This is a genomic window from Proteiniclasticum sp. (assembly GCF_032054185.1).
Classification (GTDB): Bacteria; Bacillota; Clostridia; order Clostridiales; family Clostridiaceae; genus Proteiniclasticum.
This window is the reverse complement of sequence record NZ_DAMBTF010000003.1, coordinates 147,752-167,786: the sequence shown is the minus strand read 5'-3', so window position 1 is coordinate 167,786 and position 20,035 is coordinate 147,752. Positions and strand designations below refer to the sequence as shown.

The window sequence follows — 20,035 nt, the reverse complement described above, 5'->3', positions numbered from 1 at the left end:
CGTGCGGGCATCCTCTTTCATGACATTTTTTGTCAATGAACCCTTCATGGTCTGGATATAACATTCATAGACTCCGGTAAGTTTAGAATTTTTATTAATATCATTCAGATAATGTTATCAGCCTATTTCAGGGTTGTTTATAATTCAGTCACCGGCTGTTCCGAAATACCCCTTAGAATGGAAACATGACAAGCAGTAAAATGAATAAAACTAAAATTTAGGAGGTCAATCATGAAAAGAATCGTAGGTATTTTTCATTCAGAAGATCAGGCAGTAAGAGCGATCGAAGGTTTAAGAACATCGGGCTACACTGATGATGAAATCTCAATCATTGCCAAGGATGAAGATAAGTATAATGCCCTTACCAACAGAGTTGGAACTGACATAGGTAATGATATCAAGGACAGCAGCGGAGCAGCAGCAGGTGCAGTTACCGGTGGAACAATCGGTGGACTTGGCGGATTGCTTCTTGGATTAGGGGCACTGGCAATACCTGGTGTGGGACCCATTATCGCTGCCGGACCAATCGCAGCAGCTGTCACCGGAGCATTAGCCGGTGGAGCATTAGGCGGACTTGCAGGAGCCCTCATTGATTACGGTGTGCCGGAAGTTGATGCAAAGGAATATGAGGAAAGAATCAACGCAGGAGATATTCTAATTCTGGTTGATGACAAGGATGACGATACCAGACGTGATACCGTATATAATAACTTCTATGAGAATGACAGTATAAACAGAGACACCTATAGACATAGAGACAGAGATCCGATCGGAGACAACCGTGACTACGGAACAGACACAGATATGGGTGTCAAAGGACATAGCGGAAATACAAACAATATGGTAGACAGCTATCAGAAAACGGTACAGGATGATCCTCTCTACAAAGATAAAGTAAACCCTGCATATGATGACTCAGTCACACGTGACAGAGGTATTAAAGAGGATAACTTCGATACTGACTCAATCAACCGAGATATGGACAGAAGTCAGAGCGATCTGGACAATCCGTTGAATCCGGATGTAAGCAGAAAACCGTTTAATACAGATGACGATCCGATCAACAGAGACAGAGACAGGAGCAATCTCACTGATGAGCCAATGACAACAAACGTCAATGATCCGATTAATAGAGATATGGACCGGAACCTGCCAGATGCTGATGATGATCCATTAGGCAGAAATGCTCAAAGTCCAGCATACAGTGGTGGAATCGCTACGCCGGATAAGGGCTGGAACGAAGACATCAATAATCCGGAAGAAAATCTTGAAAATACGGATCATGTGGTTGAGGGTCATGATCAATACATCGATGAGAACGATCCGCTGAAGCCCAAAAAGCCTCATGAACTGGATCCGAACCTGAGAGATGTAGATAAAGGTTTAAGATAATCTTTCCCCCCTTGGAATCGAAGAGGCTCTCGCCTGAGAGCCTCTTCCTTCTGTACTTCATTCATCATCTGGTCATCTTTTAACTTTCTTCTTTCTTTTTTTCGGTTTCCACCCGCCTGAGAGCTGGAGCCAAAGCACCATGATGAGCATGGAAGCACCAATGAAAAATGTATCATTCCGATACAGAAAGTAATAAATGAGTGCAGTGATTAGAAATAGTCCCGTGATCAGATATGTTCTTGGCTTCATTTTCAGCATTCTATCCTATCTCCTTTGAATCTCTTTCTACTGTCCCAGCTGCCCTTCATACGTTGTAAGCTCCAGGACAAATTCCTCTTTCCAGTCAGAAAGTACTGCATCCCCTTGATACTCCACTTCCATAAACCTGTCATCCTATCGAAGGATCAGATACTGAGTTCCATTTCCTTTGTAAAATATCGTATCAGCTCCATCATGCTCTTCTTCCAGTCCATCTTCTGAGCCTGTATTTTCAGCAGCTGTTTTCTCGGACTCATCCAAAAGTACGTCTATGAAATAGGGTGAGACCAGGTCGTAATAAGTTACGGTCATTCTTGAAATGGATGAACCGTACCTTCCTTTTATGCTGGACTGATATACAATCTGTTTTTCCTGAATGATGATGCTGCTGCTGCTGAGCGAGTAAATATCGAAAATATGATTTTCAGAACCTCCATCTGGATCCGATGATCTGTCAACTCGTTCCAAAGAAACAGAAGGATATTTTTCAGCCTCATACTGTCCTTCCTGAATAATGTTGAAATCCTCTGTGAAAACTGTATATCCCGACCATAACATGACCAAAGTAATCATCCCGGTTCCGAAAATTTCTACTGTCCTGAACATTCCAGTTGACGTATTATGCGATTCATCATCAGTATCAAGCTTGTCCATAATTGTCTTGTATCTTCTTAAGGCAATCACCCTGCCGAACAATCCGGATACAAGAATAAGAATCAATCCTCCGAGGGTGAAGATATCCAGATCCTCAACTATCCAAAGCTTAGGATTTCTTGACAGTTTCTGTATGTCTATCTGAATCAGGAGCAAGATAAAGGCAAGTATGGATCCTAAGATTCCCCATTTCTCTGACTTCATCTTTCTTTGCAGTTTCAGTTTCTGTGCATCTTTATCCACCTGCAAAAGAGGTGTACCTTCGGGTGCGTGGAAGATATGATAATGATTTTTAAGAGTCCCGGCATAGGTCCATCCGCTCATTTTACTGCTTTCCAGAATCTCTCCCTCTGGTTTATCCCAGTCTTTCAGAGCCGGTTCAATATGATAGATCAGTTCTACCCGGTCACTTTCTTCAAAAACTGCAAAATAGGGTCTCATTTTATGCAGTCTGTAGCCTTCCCCTGCCTTTTCTTCAAACCATACCTTCAGACTATCCAATTCATAGGGATCATACGGTACCCAGAAACGTTTCTTTCTGACCATAAATCTATCACTCACTTTCCGTCATATTACGAATTGTCTTCAGTACTGATTATTCCTATAGGATTCGAGTTTTGCAGTGAATTCCTCTTTCCATTCTGACAGATCGGCTTCTCCGAAATACCTGAGCTCCAGAAGCTGCTGTGCATCATTAAGAATCAGATACTGCACATGAATGCCATCATAATAAGTTATGCTGACCCCGTCGAGTATTTCACTCTCTCCTTCAGCGCCAGAGCTCTCCTTTGCGCGCTTTCACGCTTCCCTGGCCAGAACCTCTATCGCCTTTTCTAAACGCGGCTTGTAATAGACACTGGAAAGATCTGAGCTGTAGTGCTCCACATGACCAATAGACGCGTACTGATCAAGATAGAGTCTTTCTTTCAGAAAAAGACTGCTGGTGCTGCCGCTATTATAGTTGTATTTGACATATTTTGCCTCTCCAATCGACGGATTCTCCTTAAGCTCAATGTCTTCAATAGTAATAAAAGGATACTGATCGATTTTCAAGGCAGATCCGATATCCTTTGTGCTGCCCACCTCAAATATCATCGACAGTCCCAAAACGATCACGGCCAGATAAACCAGAACTTGTCCCATTAAGCCAATCACCCTGAAATTATCACTTGATACAGGATAATCATCACCATTCCCGGCCATCCTTTCCACAATTCTCTTCTGATTCCGGTAATTCAGGTGCTGGCTGATCACGCCAAGCACCAGAGGAACAAAGGCGAGCAGATGGAATAAACTCAGTTCTTCGATCATCCATATGACAGGATGGTGAAAAAGATTCCAAAAACCCATCTGAAGAAGAAAGACATAGACAAATAACGGGATCTTCCACAGCAGTTTCCACTTATCTCTCTTCAGCTTCTCTTCCAGTTTCCATCTCACAGAGTGTTCGTCTGCATGAAAATCCTTTGTGCCTGCCGGCGATCGAAATACATGGAAATGGTCTGCAACTGTTCCGGCGTAAGACCATCCTCTCTCTTTTCTGCTTTCAAGTATGTCATCCATTGGCCTTAATGAATCCTTGAGCGTAGGCTCAAGGTGGTACTTCAGATCCTGCCTTTCCGTTTCTTTGAAGACGGCAAAGTAGGGCTTCATATTTTTCAGTTCATAACCTTCTCTGGCCTTTTCTTCCAGCCACTCTTTCATGGCCTCTATATCATAAGGCTCTATCGGGACCCACAACCTCTTTCTCTTTCCCACTATTACCTCCATTTATGTTCACCATCAATATTCAATATATAATTATCATAACGGTATTGTATCTTCAGGTCAAGAATTTATGACAATGAAAAAGAGGTTCAAATGAACCTCCAGATCAATGTAAATATATTCAGTTTATTAATCTTCTATCTCGTAAATGGTTCCCCCACCTAAGACAAAATTATCCTCATAGAAAACCACAGCCTGCCCCTTTGTGATGGCTCTCTGCTTTTCCTCGAAAACAACTTTAACGCTTCCGTTTTCAAGCGGATAGATGGTACAGTCAGCGGGCTTTGCAGAGTATCTTATCTTGGCTTTTGCCTTATAAGGCTCAGTAACTGCATCACGGGATATCCAGTTCAGTTTGTCTGCAATGAGGGTATTCTTGAACAGCGCACTTTCATCGGTAAGGACGACCTCATTGGTATCTTTATTGATATGCGATACAAAAACCGGTCTGCCGATGGATAGTCCCAGTCCCTTTCTCTGACCGATGGTGTAATAGGCGATACCCTTATGAGTGCCCATGACGTTACCTTCCGGATCCACAAAGTTTCCGGGTATCCTAAGCTCAGGCTTTTTCTCATAAATATATCTTCCATGATCATTATCATCTATAAAACAGATTTCCTGGGAATCTCTCTTGTTGTGCACCCCAAGATCCATTTCTTTGGCAATCTCTCTTATTCTGGTCTTGCGATATTCTCCGCAAGGCATAAGCGTTTTTCTCAGCTGTTCCTGAGTTAGATTATAAAGCGCATAAGTCTGATCCTTGGTATCGTCCTCTGCCTTTTCTATGACCATTCTTCCATCTTTTTCGTAGATCTTTGCGTAGTGTCCAGTGGCAACAAAGTCTGCTCCTAGAGTTTCTGCCCTATGCAGAAGCTCGTCGAATTTGATGTATTTATTGCAGGCGATACATGGATTAGGTGTTCTGCCTTCAATGTATTCTTCCATGAAATAGTCAATGACTTTTTCTCTGAAGACCTCCTTGAAGTTCATGACATAAAACGGGATTTCAAGCGTATCCGCCACCATTCTGGCATCATCCACAGCCGAAAGAGAGCAGCATCCGCCTTCTCTCTCCTTGAATCCGTTGTCGTCCTGCCATACCTGCATGGTCACTCCGATGACCTCATAACCCTGTTCTCTTAAAAGGTATGCCGCTACTGCGGAGTCTACTCCGCCTGACATACCCAGTACTACTCTTTTTTTCATTTCTTCACCTTTACTATGTTTACTCTAACATCACACATGTTATGGTCTGTCCAGTTTACGCTGCCTCCTGAGGATTTCACGAATCGTTTCTATGGTTTTATCCACTTCTTCCTCTGTATTATATTTGCTCAGTGTCAGACGAAGGCTACCCCTGATAAATGATTTTTCCACACCGATCGCTTTAAGCACATGGGATTCATCAATGGCTCCAGATGTGCATGCACTTCCTGAAGATGCAAGTATGCCTGCAAGATCAAGGTTCAGAAGCAGCGCCTCCCCATCAACACCTGTGAAAGAGATGTTGATGTTATTGGGCAGTCTTTCTTTCCCTGCCGGACCATTCAGTCTGCTTCCTTCTATTTCAAGCAGTCCCTTAATGAATCTGTCCCTTAACGAACTGAGTGTATCGTTCTTATGATTCATTTCGTCCAGAACTGTTTCCAGTGCCTTTCCAAGTCCCACGATGCCGGCAACATTCTCAGTGCCTGAGCGTCTGCCTCTCTCCTGATTTCCACCGTGTATCAGATTTTCAATGACGATTCCACTTCTTAAATAGAGAAATCCCACACCTTTCGGCCCATGGAATTTATGTGCAGAAGCGGAAAGAAAGTCGATGTTCATCTCTTCCACATCAATATGGACCGAACCGATTGCCTGAACAGCATCTGTATGAAAGAAAGTCCCCTTCTCCCTGCAGATTCGACCAATCTCTTTAAGCGGCAGAATCGTTCCGATTTCATTATTCGCAGCCATGATACTCACAAGAACCGTATCCTTGCGAATCGCCTGTTCAAGGACTTTAAGATCAATAAATCCTTCATCATCCACATCCAGGTAAGTGACTTCAAACCCCATCTTTTCAAGAAACTCAAGGGTATGAAGTGTAGCATGATGCTCCACTTTTGTGGATACGATATGTCTTCCTTTATCAGGATTTCCGTATACCACACCTTTGATTGCCCAGTTGATGGCTTCACTTCCGCCTGAGGTGAAGTAGATGTCTTTAGGCTTTGCGCCAAGAAGCTTTGCTGCCACATCCCTAGTTCTCTTCATAGCAGATTTGTTCTCTCTGGAAAATGAATAGACACTGGAAGGATTGGAATATCTCTCCATGAAATAAGGCTCCATCGCTTCTTTCACTTTCTCATCCATCCATGTGGTCGCTGCATTATCAAGATATATAAAATCATTCATTTAGGAAAATCCCCTCTTTGATCGGAGTTGCCTGCATCGATCTGTAATCATTCAGCATATCCTGAAGGGTAATCCCTCCCATCACTGAATTGATCGAATCTCTTATCTTTCTCCATAATACTCTTGTTGCACAGGCATCAAGGTAATCACACTCATCATTTGTGAGACAGTCTGATATTTCAACGGGACCTTCAAGCACATCCATAATTTCAAGGATGGTAATTTCTTCAGGCAGTTTATTGAGAATATAGCCGCCCTGAGCACCTCTCACACTTTTGACAAGCTTTGCCCTTCTAAGAGGAGCAAAAAGCTGTTCCAGATAATATTCAGATATTCCCTGTCTTTCAGAGATACTCTTTATGGATATGGGCAGGTTCCCGTAATGAACTGCAAGATCCATCATCGCTTTAACGCCGTATCTTCCTTTTGTTGATAGTTTCATTGCACACCTCCAAGGCATTTCATCAATAAATTGTATCAATTCCGAGTGAAAGTGTCAACTTTATCCGGATATCAGTCTTCTTTAATATTTTTCCAGTAAAGCTTTGTGGCTTCTTCATATTTATTTGTACCAGGCTTGTAGAAAATCTTTCTTTCCAGACCCTTTGGCATATAGTTCTGCTTGACATAATTGTTTTTGAATCCATGAGGATAAACATACTTCTGCATACGCCCAAGAGATTTTGCACCCTCATAGTGTCCATCTCTAAGATGTGCAGGAAGCTCCAGAACTGATGTACTGTCAATGATATTCATTGCAGAATCCACTGCAGTGATAACAGAATTTGACTTAGGAGAAGTTGCCAGCAGTATCACTGCCTGTGCAAGGGGTATCCTAGCCTCGGGCAGCCCTAAGGTCAGTGCGGCATCCGTACAGGCTTTCACGATTGCAATAGCCTGAGGATTGGCAAGCCCGATGTCTTCTGCGGCAATGACAAGAAGTCTCCTGTTTACCGATATCAGATCTCCGCCCTTAAGGAGCATAGCAAGATAAAGAAGTGAAGCATTTTCATCACTTCCTCGGATGGATTTCTGGAAAGCACTGAGCAGATCATAGTGATAGTCCCCATCCATATCGAAGTTGATGATTTTTCTCTGAAGAATCATCTCCACATCACTCTGACTGATTTCCATTACATTCTGATTCACTTTGTCGTTGGCCATAAGAATCAGTTCAAGATTATTGAGCGCTTTTCTCATATCACCATTGGCAAGACTCGCAATAAACTGAAGAGATTCTTTAGTGATATGGATATCGGTAATATCATGTTCTTCTTTATAATACTCCAGAGCTCTTAGGATGCCATTCATGACATCTTCAAACTCCAGAGGTTTGAATTCAACCACGATTGCCCTTGAAATGAGCGCTTTAAACACGGCAAAATGAGGATTTTCCGTGGTCGATCCCACAAGGATAATCCGTCCGCTTTCCATATAATCAAGAAGGACCTGCTGATTTCTGCGGTTGAACAGATGAATTTCGTCGATATAAAGGAGCAGGCCCTTCTGTCCCATGAACATATTCAGTTCATCCAATGCATTCTTGACATCTTTTAAGGAATCTGTGGATGCATTCAGACTGATGAACTTTCTTTCAGTAAGATCTGCAAGAAGACGCGCAACAGTCGTTTTACCGATTCCGGGCGGTCCGTAAAAGATCATATTCATGAGTGTCCCACTTTTCACCATACTGGTCAGCAGTTTCCCCTCACCGATGAGGTGCGTCTGACCCAGAACTTCATTCAAAGATTTTGGCCTTAATTTACTTGCTAAAGGTTCCATCTTTTATCACCTCAGATAAAATTATACCACCGTTCACGGAATATTTCTTCACCATCACACATGCCGATGATATAATAGAACCAAAGTAAGGTGATGAAAAATGGAAACCAAGTATATTATCGGGCTTCTAGTTGGCCTTCTCATCTATGTCGGCGCTGTATCCGGACTTTATCTGGTATACAAGCCTAATATTGATTATCAGAGAGAAAGACGAAGAAAACTGAAAGAAGACCGTAGGAAAGCTCTTGAGATGGCAGCGGAGGCAAAAAAATTCCAGAGGGAGAACACTGAAAAAGATCCGGACAGTAAGGAAACTGATCACAAGTAAAAAAGATGCGATTTCTTGAAGAGATCGCATCTTTCTTATTTTCATCTTTTTATTTTTTTGCACGCGTTCTGGCAGCTGCTTTCAGAAATTCCCCGTTGGCTATATGAACAAGCACTTCTCCCATATATTTCGGCATTTTATCCGGAGACACAAGAGTCAGCCTTTTTATAGGGGTCTGCATAAACATGGCATGAATCACCTTGTAGGCACTGTCATTCCTGCTTTTTATTCCTGATGCCTCCATGAGCATATTGCTGAGTTTCCTGATGACGATTTTCATCTGGGGGACCTCGCTCATCTCGAATAATGTGTTGTCTACCGTGAAAGGTTTCTCGCTGATTCTTGAAGGCATCTTTTTACCGATGAGCGTTTCAAAATCTTCAAGTGAAGGCTTACCTGAAGGTCGACTATAAAATTCCGGAACAGGAACTTTTATGTATGGTTCACCGGAAATATAGACTGTCCCTTTAAGTCTGATATCCCTTGAAGATGAGCCGATCAGGATGTCATATTCCCCTTCGTAGATCATTTCTTTCCCGGAAGAAAGATCATACTGAAGAAAATCTTCTCTCTTCAGCTTCATCATGACTTCTTTCTCTTCCCCTGGTTCCAGCGATACTTTCTTAAAGCCTTTCAGATCTTTAACCGTCATGTACCCGTCACTTTCGGTTTTTCCGACATAAAGCTGTACCGTTTCTTTTCCTGCCACGTTTCCGGTATTTCTGATTCTGAGCGAAATCAAGATTTCTCCCTTACCCTCACGGCTTAACCGGTCATGCGAAAGACTGAGGTCATCATATCCAAAACTGGTATAGGACAGTCCGTAACCGAACGGATAAAGAACCTCTTTCTTCGCTTTATCAAAATAGCGGTAACCAACATATATTCCTTCTCGATAGCCCACTTCGTAATTTTCTCTACCGTAGATTTCCGAAGTGACGTGATCGTTATAGCGTAAAGGATAGGTTTCCGGAAGCTTGCCTGATGGGCAGGCTTCACCAAAAAGAATATCAGCTGCTGCCTCTCCTCCCGCCTGTCCAGGCAGATACAGATTGATAAGGCCTCTTACCCGGTCTATCCAGGGTAATTCCACAGGAGCTCCTCCATAAAGAAGAACGATGATGTTACTGCTGATACGTGCAATCCTTTCTAACAATTCATTCTGTTCATCAGGCAGCCTCATATGCTCACGGTCGAACCCTTCCGACTCGTACTCGTCAGGCAGTCCCGCTGCAAAAACAACGGTATCGTCTTTGCCGATTGCCTTAAGGATATCCTCAGAAAATCTATCCGGTTTATGTCCAGTTTCAAGGGAGTACCCTTCAAAATAGGTATATTCAACACCTTTTTCCTTCAGTGCATCAAGGAGAGAAGTCAGTCTGTAGGGAATGATATGTGAGCTTCCTGCACCCTGAAATCTCGGTTTCTCAGCCAGTGCACCGACAACGAATATTGTTCCGTGCTCCTTTTTCCTCAGCGGAAGGATATGATCTTCATTTTTCAGAAGAATCACTGATTCCAGTGCGATCTTTTTGGCTAATACATGATGCTTTCCGATACTGAAAGTATCTGCCGGTTCCGAGACATGCTTATCCCTTGCGGTTTTTATGATCAGTTCCAGAATACGGTCAACTGCCTGATCAAGTATGCCTTCATCCAGCCTTTTACTTCTGATATTCTCTTCGAGTTCATCATCAAAATAATCAGCTCCTCCTGGCATTTCCAGATCAAGTCCTGCTTTCATTGAAGCAGTTTTGTCGTTCATGGCCGCCCAGTCACTAACAATGACTCCTTCAAACCCGAATCTGTCACGTAGAATATCTTTCAGCAGCACTGTGTTTTCACTGGCATAGACACCATCTACAAGGTTATAGGAACACATTACGGTATAGGGTCTGCCTTCTTTAACAGGTCTTTCAAAAGCCTTCAGATAGATGTCATACATCGCTTTTCTATCCACGATACTGTTGGACTTCATTCTGTTTTTCTCCTGATTATTCAAGGCGAAGTGTTTGAGGCTGGCACCCACGCCCACTGACTGAAGCCCTTTAATCCATGCCGTACTGAGTTCAGCAGCAAGATAAGGATCTTCTGAAAAATACTCAAAATTTCTGCCGCAGAGCGGATTTCTTTTAATATTCACTCCAGGTCCAAGGACCACCTCAACATGATCGTTAAGTGCTTCAATTCCTATAGCTCTGCCCATCTCATAAAGAAGCTCTTCATCAAAAGAAGCGGCACTGAGACAAGCTGGGGGAAAGCAGGTGGCAGGATTGCTTTCATTGATGCCAAGATGGTCCTGTTCCTCTTCCTGGTGCCTCAGTCCGTGAGGTCCGTCACTGAGTGTGATTTTCGGAATGCCAAGTCTAGGGAATTCTTCTGTTCTCCAGTTGTCCTTACCCGATGTGATTCTGATTTTTTCAGTTAAACTCATTTTATCGATCAGTTCCTGATGTTTCAGCATTTATATCCCTCGCTTATCCATATTTTCTAAGATCCTAGTCCATTATTTCTATTCTTCTTTTCAGTTCATCTAAAGAAAGCTGACCTGGTGCGGAGGACTGATTAAGCGGAGCAAATGTTATGCAGGTCTGAGAACCGGTTCTGGCATATCGTGAAGACATTCCATGATCACCCATGACCAGTGCGATATGTGGAACATCAAGAATCTCAGCTGCATGCCTTGATACCTCTAGCACCCTTGACGTATCCTCCTCGGTTTTTGCCATGGTGGTGATTTTACAGATGTCCGCGCCAAGACGCATCTGTGTAACAAGAATTTTCAGCAGCATATTCTCTTCAGGTGTACCATTAAAGTCATGCCAGGAAAGTATGCAGCGGATTCCCGAAGACTTCATCTTCTCAAGAAGACGGACATACATCTCCATTTTTTCATCACTCTGAGTATTGCGCAGCCAGTGCATTTCCACATCCATAAGATCGATATGTCCTGATTCCGCAGCCATATTTCTGACCAGATAAAGATCTGAGATACTGATCGGATTCTTCCCACCCTCCTGATCCCAGCGAAAAGTGAATAGTATGGGCTTATCCGGAAACGAAATCCTGATGAGTTCAAGTCCCTCTGAAAGCTCGCTCATCAGCTCGTTCTTATTGATGAGATAGTCCGCTCTCCATTCCAGAAGATCGAACTCCTTGGATTTCAGCTCTACCAGATCCTTTCTGAGTTCCTGAATGCCCGTAGAAGCCAGAGTTACACAAAGTCTGAAAGAACCATCCCGAAAAATAGTATCACGTATGATCAGCGGTTTCATCTTTCTACCTCTCTCCCGCTTCAAATAAGATATCTTCGATGTTATAGAGTGCGTCAAAAACAAATTTATCCTGAATTCTTTTCAGTCTCATGATGGAACAGTTGTAGATTTCTATACTGAAAAATGAATCGGTTTCGTGTCTGAATATATGTGAGAATATGGTTTTCATCGTTCCGCCATGGCAGACAACAAGAACTTTGTCTCCACTTCTGTGATTTTTGCTGATGTCGGACAGAAAGCTTTCTATGCGTCTTTGAAAATCATAATGGCTCTCTCCGCCGCCTGGCTTATAGTTCAGCCAGTCACTGTTCCACTCTTCAAAAAGCTGAGGCTGCTCCTCATGAAGCACTCTGTAATTCAGTCCTTCCAGATCTCCAAGATGTCTCTCATCCAGTCTGTCATCCTTCAGAGCATCCTCCAGAGAAAAACCCATATTCTCGAGCGTTTCATGAGTCCTGACCAGGCTTGAAACATAGACTTTATCCGGAACGAACTTCATGTTTCGGATGATCTTCCCTGCACTTGCCGCCTGCTTCTTCCCTACCGGTGTCAGTTTGTAATTGCTTGATCCGTACATGAGATCCAGAATGTTCGCTTCCGATTCCCCATGTCGTACAAATAATATTTCCAATTATTTTCTCCTCCTGTATAGAAATAGGGAAAAGCGAACTTTTCCCTATTTTTTCATTTATTCTCTTAAGATCTGTATTTCTCATCAAAAAAACCGATGAGTTTATTAAGGGCCTGAATCAGAACCTCTTCTTCTCCATCATCCAGCGCTTCGATGACACTGCTGATCATATCCTGATGAAATGAGTCATGCATCCTTCTAGCCTCAATTCCTTTTTCGGTGAGTTCTACTAGAACTACTCTTTTATCTTCTTCAGATCTTTTTCTGACCAGATACCCTTTCTTGATCAGTTTGTCCACCCCAGTTGTCAGCGTACCCATAGTGATGTTGAGATCCCTTGAAACTTCAGTCATTGTTCTGGGCCTTTCTTCACCTACTGCATGAATGGTATGCATCTCCGTGATGGTTAAATCGCTACCGCTCTCACGTAGTGATTTCTCTTCAATTTCCAGAATATCATGAAAAAGATCGACTAAAAGTTCATTCAGTATGATTTTACTCTGGTTGATACGACTCACCCTCTTCCAAATTCCCTATTACCTGCTGCATAGGATTCTTTTTCTGTTCTTATAATAACAAATCTCAAGTCCGATATCATCCATCATTCTTACGGCATCATCAAAATTCCTGCCCACATCTTCAGCGATATGTGCATCTGATGCCAGAGTGATGTATCGGCCGCCATTGAGATAATAACCCTCATAGACACTCTTGAATGAATCATAGACTTCGCCGACAAGCGGTCTTTTGAGATTGATTTCGAGTGTCACATCCTTATCCATCATGGCTTTGAAGAGACCCTTGAATTCTGTTTCGTACTCCTCATAACGAAGCTCACGAAAACCTGAATATCTTGTGGGATAGTCAAAATGAGCCAAAGTATCTATGAACGGACTGTCTATGATCATTTCTTCAGCATACTTCAGATAGGTTTTATAAAAGGTCTTTTCATCAAGTCCTTTAAAGTACTTTCTGGAAGACAGATTGATTCCTGCCATGGTATGCAGAGATCCGATGACCATATCAAACTCATAGTTTTCCGAAATTTTTCTGATTTTATCCGTGTAAAATTTATCCAGCCCCAATTCAATGCCCATGAGATAGGTATCGCTTCGATATTTCTCATATTTTCTGAAGTATTCATCCACATTGAAATCTATAGGAAACCCGCCAACTTCAAAATAATTGAGATCCTTATGTTCAGTAGTTATGACACCAAGATTTTTCTGCTTTCCGGCATCCAGTATCCTGGTGATCTGCTCACTGGAATCAAAAGAGAGTTCCGTGTGCATGTGTGTATCAAAAATCATTTATATCATCCTCTATTATAAGTCATCTTTTGTATATGAAGTCACGATCTCTCCATAGAAAATTTCATGATAGTCTCCATCCATGTAGCTGGTCACATCCACGTCGCCTCTTAGGAGTTTAGGATCGACCTTATGATTGTAGATGATCCTGCATTCGTAAAAAATGTTTGCTTCTTTTACCACAGGAGTCTCCATCGTCTTGGCTTTATAAGGTGTAAGATTTGCAACCGCCCACTTGTCCGTGTCTCTTCCCGATAGGCTGCCCACCGTGTTCAGCGCTTTTTTCATTGTTGATGTGGTCGGTATGGAAACGGTGAATTCCACATTATCCTGCAGAAGTTCATGGTTGTGTCTTGAACTTCTCACAAGAATGGTAAAGACCGGTCTACCCCACTCAAACCCGATATTCCCCCAGCTGATGGTACTGACGTTGACTTCATCACCTTTTTTCACTGTAAGAAATGCACCCTGTCTGTGCAGGTACTTAATGCTCTTGTCCAGATACCTGATAAATTCTACTGCCATATTTCTATTACCTCCGTCATAATTCTTATTTCATTATACCCTAAGGTCTAATCAATTGCATAAAATTTATAATTATTAATAAAAAATCTACAATTGTTAAAGCATTTTGCTATGCAGTAACACTAGACATCGTATTTTCTCAGTTTCTTCCTGAGACGGTACCATAAGGCCAGTCCAGAATTCCTCCGAAATCATAAACCTCTGTATAACCCATTTCCACAAGCATTCCGGCCGCCTGGCTGCTTCTGTTTCCGCTTCTGCAGTAGAGAAGATAGGTCGCTTCTTTATCCGGAATCACACTTGACGCCTTTGACTCAATCTGATCCAGCGTAAGAAGCAGTGCTTTGTCGATGTGAGCATCTGAGAACTCTTCCTCGGTTCGTACATCCACAATGATTACCTCTTCATCATCCATCATCTTCTTTGCCTCTTCAGCATCAATTTTTACAGCCTGTGATGACGGCATATCCTCATTTTCTTCTTTTCTGTCGTTTCCGCATCCCGCAGCAATTACACCGGAGAGCAGAATGAGGCTTAAGGTGTAACCCAGTTTTTTCATTCCAATCATCCTTCCTTTTTAATTCTATTATAGAACCATTACCTTAACGGGAAAAGAGACTGGACGTAAAATGTCCAGTCTCCATCATCAGTTTTTAATTACAGCCTCTTTTAAAGTATGCCATGCAAGCACCGCACACTTTACCCTTGCAGGCAGATTGGATATCCCCTGAAGAATTGATGCCTCATCCAGCACATCTTCAAGATAATCCATATCATGGATTTCTCTCTTGATCATCCCAAGGAAAACCTCGATGATCTCCAGTGCTTCCTCTACGGTTTTTCCCGTAAGAAGATCCGTCATCATGGAAGCCGACGCCTGACTGATGGAACAGCCATGACCGGTATAAGCCAGGTCCTTGATGATTCCATCCTCGATCTTTGCCTCTACCGTAATGTCATCTCCACAGCTGGGATTATGACCTCTTTCTTTATGGGTATAGTCTTCAATTTCACGTCTGTTTTTTGTCTCTTTATTGTGTTCGAGAATGACTTCAGTATAAAGATTACCTAGATCCATATCCCATCCACCTCCTGACTTCGCTTAGATTATCCACCAGCACATCGATTTCCTCTTTCGTATTGTAGAAAGCAAAACTTGCTCTTGAGCAGGTAAAGACTTCCAGATATCGAAGCAGCGGCTGAGCACAGTGGTGACCTGCCCGAATACCGACACCATAGTTATCCAGTATACTTGAAACATCATGAGGATGAATATCCTCAACGACAAAACTGATGACTGCACCACGATCATTCATATCCTCAGGTCCTATGATTCTGATGTAAGGAAGCTCCTTCAGTCTGGATAAAGCGTAGGCGGTAAGTTCCATTTCTCTTTCATGTATATATTCGAATGTAACTTCTTCCAGATAGTCGATTGCTGCACCAAGTGATACAACGCTTTCGATGCCCTGTGTACCGGCTTCGAATTTAAACGGCAGTTCATTGAATGAGGTCTCTTCCTCATAAACATACTCGATCATATCCCCACCATAAAGGAAAGGTTCCATTTTATCAAGAATCTCCTCTTTTCCATAAAGCACACCCACACCCATAAGGCTGTACATTTTATGTCCGGAAAACACATAGAAGTCAGCATCAAGTTCTGATACATCCACAGGCATATGCGCCACAGCCTGAGCACCGTCTATAAGAACTTTTGCGCCCATCTGATGTCCTCTTTCGATGACTTTCTCTATGGGGAAGATTGACCCCAGCACATTGGACATATGGGTACAGGCTACAATTTTTGTTTTCTCATCGATTTTATGGAGCTCTCCCAGCGGAAGCCTTCCACTGGGGTCGACATACATAAATACGAGTTCCGCTTTTGTCTTTTTGGCAATCTGCTGCCAGGTGACCAGATTTGCGTGATGCTCAGCTATGGTGATGACGATTTTATCACCAGGAAGAAGATTATTCAGCGCATAACTGTAAGCAACGAGATTGATTGCTTCTGTGGCATTTTTAGTGAATATGATTTCCTTTGTGCTTTTTGCACCAATGAACTTTCTGACTTTTTCCCTTACCTGTTCAAAGGCTTCTGTGGCTCTCATGCTGAGGGTATGGGATCCCCTGTGGGGATTCCCGTTTGCCTCATGATCATATTTCAGGACAGCTTCCAGGACCTGATTCGGTCTCTGGGATGTTGCTGCACTGTCAAAATAGATGATCTTTCTGCCATTGACTTCTTCATTCAGTATCGGAAAATCTTCTCTGAAATTTCTCAAATTACTCACCTGTCAGTTCTTTTTCAACAGCCTCAAGAATAATATTCTTTATAGACTCCACTGGTATCAGATCGATGATCGGTCTGATATGGGATTCGATGATGATTTTCTTCGCTTCATTTTCGCTGAAACCTCTTGCCATGATGTAGAACAGTTTTTCCTCATCAATCTGACCGTTGGAGGCAGCATGATTTCCTATGACATCGTCTTCTCTGCACAGCAGCAGTGGTATGGCATAAGACTTCACCTTAGGGCTAAGAAGGATTGTGAATTCCTCTTCATTACCTTCGGAATGAGTTGAGCCGTTCTTGAAATCAAGGGTTCCTCTGAACGCCTTCTTGGACTTGTCCTTAAGTGCGCCCTTGAAGATCATATCGGAGTTTGTTCTCTTTCCGAAGTGATTCATATGGTGGGAAAGGTCAAGGATTCTTTCGCCGAATCCCAGATACACGTTTTTCACATGCCCTTCCGACTCGTTTCCGAGTAGATCAGTCATATAATTCACGACGGTTTCCTTACCTCCGATTTCAACGGAGATATAATTGACTCTGCCCTTTTCAAGAACTGTGGAATATCTTGATTCCAGATGTCTTGAGAGGGAATTCAGTCTCTGTATTTTTATGATGTTCAGTTCTGCATCTTCTGCCACACTGATTTTATTCAGAATATTGGAGAATGTTTCAGAGTCATCTGAGGTATAATCCATGATCAGATTCATCTTCGAGCCTTTCTCTAATACAATGATGTTCTTTTCGATGAGCGTATTGTTTTCTCTGCCCAGTAAATGGGTGATATGCAGATTCTGCTCTTCGTTTTCCTGAAGATGGATGAACAGACCGGCATTAGGTTTCTGATCAGCCATAACAAGCATGCGGTCATTGACCCCTTTGAATTCTGCTGATAAAGGCAGATCTTCATTGGTACGGTTTCTATACCCTTCACCGACTAAGCTCTTATAGGTATATTCCTTCTCTTCATTCACTTCCATGGTATTAAGAAGCAGTTCGTTTGCCTTGACCCATCTGAAGGTCAGTCTAGGCAAGACATTATATGTTTCTTTTATTGCACTCATTAATCCACCTCTATCCTATCGTTCCTTCAAGTTCCAATGTGATCAGGTTGTTCATTTCCACCGCATATTCCAGAGGAAGTTCCTTGGAGATCGGTTCTACGAAGCCCCTGACGATCATTGCTTTGGCCTCTTCTTCAGAGATACCTCTGGTCATGAGATAATATATGGCTTCTTCTGAAATTCTTCCGATTTTAGCCTCATGTCCCATATCCACATCATCGGTTTCGATATCGATAACAGGTATTGTGTCTGATCTTGATTCACTGTCAAGCATCAGTGATTCACAGGTAACCGTAGATTTTGTTCCATGTGCATTAGGCGCAACTCTTAAAAGCCCTCTGTAGATGGCCTGTCCGCCTGACTTGGAGATGGACTTTGAATTTACGGTAGAGGTTGTATTCGGTGCAGCATGCACCACTTTTGATCCTGTATCCAGAAGCTGACCCTTACCGGCAAAAGTGACACCTGTGAATTCAGCTCTCGCTCCTTCACCTCTTAGTATACTCATCGGGTAAAGCATCGAAACCTTAGAACCGAAAGATCCGGATACCCATTCAATGGTACCGTTCTTGTCCACAACAGATCTCTTGGTGTTGAGGTTATACATATTCTTGGACCAGTTTTCAATGGTTGAATATCTCAGTGTAGCACCTTCCTTGACATAGAGCTCAACAGCTCCAGCATGAAGATTGTTGACTGAATATTTAGGTGCCGAGCATCCTTCTATGAAGTGACACTTTGCATTCTTTTCAATGATGATCAGTGTGTGTTCAAACTGTCCTGCACCTGGTGCATTCAGTCTGAAATAGGACTGCAGCGGAATATCCAGTTCCACACCTTCTGGAACATACACAAATGAACCTCCTGACCAGACTGCGCCATGAAGAGCAGCAAACTTATGATCAGTATTCGGAATCAGTTTCATGAAGTATTCCTTCACGATGTCTTCGTACTCTCTCAGTGCTGTTTCGATATCTGTATAGACAACACCCTGCTTGGTCAGCTCTTCCTTTATGGAATGATACACGACCTCTGAGTCGTACTGTGCACCGACACCTGCCAGTGACTTTCTTTCCGCTTCAGGAATGCCCAGACGCTCGAATGTGTCCTTGATTTCCTCAGGCACATCGTCCCATGAGTTGTTCATGCTTGTCTTAGGTTTTACATAGGTGACGATATTTTCGATGTCAAGATCTGAAATATCCGGTGCCCATGTAGGCACATCAAGCTGGTGATAGATCTTGAGAGACTCAAGTCTGAACTTCAGCATCCATTCCGGCTCATTTTTCTTTTCTGAGATTTCTCTTACGATATCTTCCGTCAGTCCTGACTGAGATTTGTAGTCGTAGTTGAAATCATTTTTGATGTCATATACGCCTCTATCTAAATCATCTATATAAGTTTTATTTCTTTTTTCCATTCTGTCTCACCTTTCGCTTCCCTGTACTTGATATAGCCGTTCTTTTCAATTTCTCTTGCCAGGGATATATCGCCAGTTTCTACAATTTTGCCGTCCACCATAATATGCACCACATCAGGGTTCAGGTAGTCCAGAATATTGTTGTGATGAGTGATGATGAGGATCGCATTTTCTTCGCTCTTGAAATCTATAACACCCTTAGAAACGATTTTAACCGCGTCAACATCCAGCCCTGAATCTGTTTCATCAAGGATGGCAAGTTTAGGGTTCAGTATCTTCATCTGAAGGATTTCGTTCTTCTTCTTTTCTCCACCTGAATATCCCATATTGAGATATCTCTGTGCATAGGAACGGTCGATGTCCAGTTCCTTCATCTTCTCCACCAGTTCTTTCTTGAACTGAATCGCCTTCACCGGCTGACCGGTGACCTGAGCTTTAGCTGTTCTTAAAAAATTCTCTATATTTATTCCAGGAATCTCCTGAGGAGACTGGAAAGATAAGAATATTCCTTTTTTCGCTCTGATGTTTACAGCTTCATCGGTGATATCTTCATTCTCAAATACAATGCTGCCTTCTGTAACTTCGTATTTTGAACTACCCATGATCACATTGGCCAGAGTGGATTTTCCCGCTCCGTTCGGTCCCATGATGACATGTACTTCACCCTTGTTCACAACAAGATCGATACCTTTTAAGATTTCTTTTTCATTGACCTGGCTTTTAAGGCCTGTTATTCTTAATATTTCTGACATTCTAACTCTCCTTCAATTCTGAGCATTTTAATCTGATATTACCTGTTTTCCATTTTAACTGTTAATCTGATTTGAGTCAACACGATAAGGACATTTCTTTGGAATATTTTGATTGATATAAAAGTATAAAAGCCCGTAAATCAAAGATTCAGGGCTTTTATCAATTATACAATTTAAT

At 42.5% G+C, this 20,035-nt stretch carries 22 protein-coding genes; 2 read left to right on the top strand and 20 right to left on the bottom strand.

Annotated features, from left to right (window positions below; all coding sequences use genetic code 11):
• Positions 1 to 231: 231 nt before the first annotated feature.
• On the top strand, positions 232 to 1,392 hold the full coding sequence (locus tag RTX25_RS02840) for a general stress protein (RefSeq protein WP_312650222.1): 1,161 nt from the start codon (positions 232 to 234) through the stop codon (positions 1,390 to 1,392).
• 72 nt (positions 1,393 to 1,464) lie between these two features.
• Here the strand turns inward: RTX25_RS02840 and RTX25_RS02835 are convergent, their stop codons facing one another.
• From RTX25_RS02835 to RTX25_RS02800, 8 genes are all read right to left on the bottom strand, one after another.
• Entirely contained in the window at positions 1,465 to 1,650 is a 186-nt protein-coding gene (locus RTX25_RS02835) for a hypothetical protein (RefSeq protein WP_312650219.1), read from the bottom strand.
• A gap of 135 nt (positions 1,651 to 1,785) precedes the next feature.
• Entirely contained in the window at positions 1,786 to 2,865 is a 1,080-nt protein-coding gene (locus tag RTX25_RS02830; RefSeq protein WP_312650216.1) for a DUF2812 domain-containing protein, read from the bottom strand.
• Between the two features lie 24 nt (positions 2,866 to 2,889).
• Positions 2,890 to 3,018 (bottom strand): hypothetical protein, encoded by a 129-nt coding sequence (locus RTX25_RS02825; RefSeq protein WP_312650213.1) that lies wholly within the window; start codon positions 3,016 to 3,018, stop codon positions 2,890 to 2,892.
• Between the two features lie 84 nt (positions 3,019 to 3,102).
• Positions 3,103 to 4,074, bottom strand: a complete 972-nt coding sequence (locus tag RTX25_RS02820) for a DUF2812 domain-containing protein (RefSeq protein ID WP_312650210.1) — start codon at positions 4,072 to 4,074, stop codon at positions 3,103 to 3,105.
• A gap of 126 nt (positions 4,075 to 4,200) precedes the next feature.
• Positions 4,201 to 5,280 (bottom strand): tRNA 2-thiouridine(34) synthase MnmA, encoded by a 1,080-nt coding sequence (gene mnmA, locus RTX25_RS02815; protein ID WP_312650206.1) that lies wholly within the window; start codon positions 5,278 to 5,280, stop codon positions 4,201 to 4,203.
• A gap of 39 nt (positions 5,281 to 5,319) precedes the next feature.
• A complete protein-coding gene (gene nifS, locus RTX25_RS02810; RefSeq protein WP_312650203.1) occupies positions 5,320 to 6,474 on the bottom strand; it encodes a cysteine desulfurase NifS in 1,155 nt (384 codons plus the stop codon).
• Positions 6,467 to 6,916 (bottom strand): Rrf2 family transcriptional regulator, encoded by a 450-nt coding sequence (locus tag RTX25_RS02805; protein ID WP_312650201.1) that lies wholly within the window; start codon positions 6,914 to 6,916, stop codon positions 6,467 to 6,469. The genes nifS and RTX25_RS02805 overlap by 8 nt, the downstream gene beginning before the upstream one ends.
• A 71-nt stretch (positions 6,917 to 6,987) precedes the next feature.
• Positions 6,988 to 8,256, bottom strand: coding sequence for a replication-associated recombination protein A (locus RTX25_RS02800; protein ID WP_312650198.1), 1,269 nt, complete (start codon positions 8,254 to 8,256; stop codon positions 6,988 to 6,990).
• Positions 8,257 to 8,356: 100 nt separating this feature from the next.
• Between RTX25_RS02800 and RTX25_RS02795 the strand changes: the two genes are divergently transcribed.
• Complete coding sequence (locus tag RTX25_RS02795) at positions 8,357 to 8,584, top strand: hypothetical protein (RefSeq protein WP_312650195.1); 228 nt, start codon at positions 8,357 to 8,359, stop codon at positions 8,582 to 8,584.
• 49 nt (positions 8,585 to 8,633) lie between these two features.
• Here RTX25_RS02795 and RTX25_RS02790 read toward each other — a convergent pair whose 3' ends face one another.
• The 12 genes from RTX25_RS02790 to sufC form a co-directional block, all read right to left on the bottom strand.
• Positions 8,634 to 11,048 carry a glycoside hydrolase family 3 C-terminal domain-containing protein gene (locus tag RTX25_RS02790; protein WP_312650193.1) on the bottom strand — a complete coding sequence of 805 codons (2,415 nt, stop codon included), beginning with the start codon at positions 11,046 to 11,048 and terminating at the stop codon, positions 8,634 to 8,636.
• A 34-nt stretch (positions 11,049 to 11,082) separates the two neighbouring features.
• On the bottom strand, positions 11,083 to 11,859 hold the full coding sequence (gene aroD / locus RTX25_RS02785; protein ID WP_312650190.1) for a type I 3-dehydroquinate dehydratase: 777 nt from the start codon (positions 11,857 to 11,859) through the stop codon (positions 11,083 to 11,085).
• A 4-nt stretch (positions 11,860 to 11,863) separates the two neighbouring features.
• Positions 11,864 to 12,490 (bottom strand): histidine phosphatase family protein, encoded by a 627-nt coding sequence (locus RTX25_RS02780; RefSeq protein ID WP_312650185.1) that lies wholly within the window; start codon positions 12,488 to 12,490, stop codon positions 11,864 to 11,866.
• 65 nt (positions 12,491 to 12,555) lie between these two features.
• On the bottom strand, positions 12,556 to 12,999 hold the full coding sequence (locus RTX25_RS02775; protein WP_312650267.1) for a transcriptional regulator, SarA/Rot family: 444 nt from the start codon (positions 12,997 to 12,999) through the stop codon (positions 12,556 to 12,558).
• 27 nt (positions 13,000 to 13,026) lie between these two features.
• A complete protein-coding gene (locus tag RTX25_RS02770; RefSeq protein ID WP_312650183.1) occupies positions 13,027 to 13,800 on the bottom strand; it encodes a PHP domain-containing protein in 774 nt (257 codons plus the stop codon).
• A 15-nt stretch (positions 13,801 to 13,815) separates the two neighbouring features.
• The gene (locus RTX25_RS02765; protein ID WP_312650180.1) at positions 13,816 to 14,325 is read right to left on the bottom strand and encodes a flavin reductase family protein; all 510 of its coding nucleotides are present in this window, start codon (positions 14,323 to 14,325) and stop codon (positions 13,816 to 13,818) included.
• A 139-nt stretch (positions 14,326 to 14,464) separates the two neighbouring features.
• Entirely contained in the window at positions 14,465 to 14,884 is a 420-nt protein-coding gene (locus RTX25_RS02760; RefSeq protein ID WP_312650177.1) for a rhodanese-like domain-containing protein, read from the bottom strand.
• Between the two features lie 87 nt (positions 14,885 to 14,971).
• Complete coding sequence (gene sufU, locus RTX25_RS02755; protein WP_312650174.1) at positions 14,972 to 15,403, bottom strand: Fe-S cluster assembly sulfur transfer protein SufU; 432 nt, start codon at positions 15,401 to 15,403, stop codon at positions 14,972 to 14,974.
• Positions 15,390 to 16,622 (bottom strand): cysteine desulfurase, encoded by a 1,233-nt coding sequence (locus RTX25_RS02750; protein WP_312650172.1) that lies wholly within the window; start codon positions 16,620 to 16,622, stop codon positions 15,390 to 15,392. Before RTX25_RS02750 ends, sufU begins: the two co-directional genes overlap by 14 nt.
• Positions 16,615 to 17,685: a Fe-S cluster assembly protein SufD gene (gene sufD / locus RTX25_RS02745; RefSeq protein WP_312650169.1), complete on the bottom strand. Its 1,071-nt coding sequence runs from the start codon at positions 17,683 to 17,685 to the stop codon at positions 16,615 to 16,617. Before sufD ends, RTX25_RS02750 begins: the two co-directional genes overlap by 8 nt.
• A 10-nt stretch (positions 17,686 to 17,695) precedes the next feature.
• Complete coding sequence (sufB, locus tag RTX25_RS02740) at positions 17,696 to 19,105, bottom strand: Fe-S cluster assembly protein SufB (RefSeq protein WP_312650166.1); 1,410 nt, start codon at positions 19,103 to 19,105, stop codon at positions 17,696 to 17,698.
• A complete protein-coding gene (gene sufC, locus RTX25_RS02735) occupies positions 19,078 to 19,857 on the bottom strand; it encodes a Fe-S cluster assembly ATPase SufC (protein ID WP_312650164.1) in 780 nt (259 codons plus the stop codon). Before sufC ends, sufB begins: the two co-directional genes overlap by 28 nt.
• Between the last annotated feature and the right edge of the window lie 178 nt (positions 19,858 to 20,035).